The sequence below is a fragment of the Haloimpatiens massiliensis genome, from assembly GCF_900184255.1.
In the GTDB taxonomy this organism is placed as follows: domain Bacteria; phylum Bacillota; class Clostridia; order Clostridiales; family Clostridiaceae; genus Haloimpatiens; species Haloimpatiens massiliensis.
The window spans coordinates 1-1,454 of the sequence record NZ_LT854622.1 but is presented as its reverse complement, the minus strand read 5'-3'; the positions used below and the strand labels follow the sequence as shown (position 1 = coordinate 1,454).

General features: G+C 25.0%; 1 protein-coding gene. It reads right to left on the bottom strand.

Annotated features, from left to right (window positions below; genetic code table 11):
* Window positions 1–196 precede the first annotated feature (196 nt).
* Entirely contained in the window at window positions 197–1,321 is a 1,125-nt protein-coding gene (locus C1715_RS00070; RefSeq protein WP_102398659.1) for an IS4 family transposase, read from the bottom strand.
* Window positions 1,322–1,454: the final 133 nt, after the last annotated feature.

Here is a 1,454-nt window from a genome sequence, read left to right as displayed (position 1 = left end):
CCTGACTTACAGACAGTAATATGATAAATTCATGATTTTATTCATAAATTAACTTGAACTTCATTATATTTGAAATGGAATAATATAAAAAAATATACTCAAAGTCTTCAAATTTGTTGAATATAAAAATATTGGAAATTAATAAATGTATAAATATCCTATAATAACTCAATATTTTTTTAAATTTTACCCCAAATTATATGTCATATAGTACAAAATCAAATTTAAGCTTGTACTTATTTCTATCAGAAGTATAGCATCTATTAAACCATTTTAATCCACTTCTAAATAAGCTATAAATCCTAACAACTTTATTTTTAATTTTTTTAGTTGCACCTATTATTTTACTTTTTTTATTTTTAGAGCAATCAGCTCCCAATATTATCATCCAAGTATATGCTATACTTAAGCATAAATATAAGTTTTCAAAGTAAGTTAAATCTTCAGTCCAAGTATCTTCCATATTGAAACCCGCTGATTTCAAATCTCTAAACATTTCTTCTATAACAAATCTTTTCTTATATTCTCTAACTGCTTTTTTACTATCCATATTAGTTGCTAAATACCAAGTATCATTAGAATCAATATCCTTACAAACTGCTAAATTACACTTATATTTCTTAGCTGTTAATAATACAGATTTGAATTTTTTCACTCCATTTTTTAAGGGTTTTATGTCCTCTAGATATTTAATCTTCCCTTTACCTTGTATCTCTACAAGTAAATCTTTTGTGCATCTTATGCAGTATTTCCATCCAAGCTCCTGTATAAATTGAAATAAGTCTACACTTTTGAAACCCCTATCTCCTAATAGAATAACATCATAATTATAGGAAGAGAAAATTTTATAAAGCTCCGCTATGCCTTCTTTTACATGTTTAAAATTTTTATTATATTTTTCATCATATTCAAATATTTTGTACCACAAGGGTATAGCTCTTTTACCTACTTTAAGTGAAAATTTAAGTATTAAAAATCTATCATCAATCGTTGTATGGTCAAACATTATGACAATCTTCTTATTAGCACTTCTCTTTACATATTTTTTTAATATTTCTTCTATAAAAAAGCTATATAAATAATCTGGATTTATTGGTTTTGAAGTGAAAAACCTCTCTATTTTTTTTATTTTACTAGCTTCAGTTGCATCAGTATAAGAATCATTCAATTTCTCTGATATCTTCGATATTATTACAGATTCAGAAAGTATTATTCCTATGATTATATTTACTAGATTCTTTAACCGTTTACTTGTTATGGGTAATATTTCATATAGTATTTTTTCTAATTCTGCTGTAATATATTCTTGTGAATTGGTCATAGCTATCTCCTTTTTATTAAGTTATTGTTGTTTATAACTTATATTTTAAGGCGGTAGCTATATTTTTTTAACCCTTTTTTTATTGGTAATTTAAACCTTGGATAGTATCCCCTTTTTACTGTCTGTAAGTCAG

Coding starts and splice junctions, on each gene's coding strand:
- C1715_RS00070 (WP_102398659.1), bottom strand. CDS start 1,321: ATGACCAATTCACAAGAATATATTACAGCAGAATTAGAAAAAATACTA.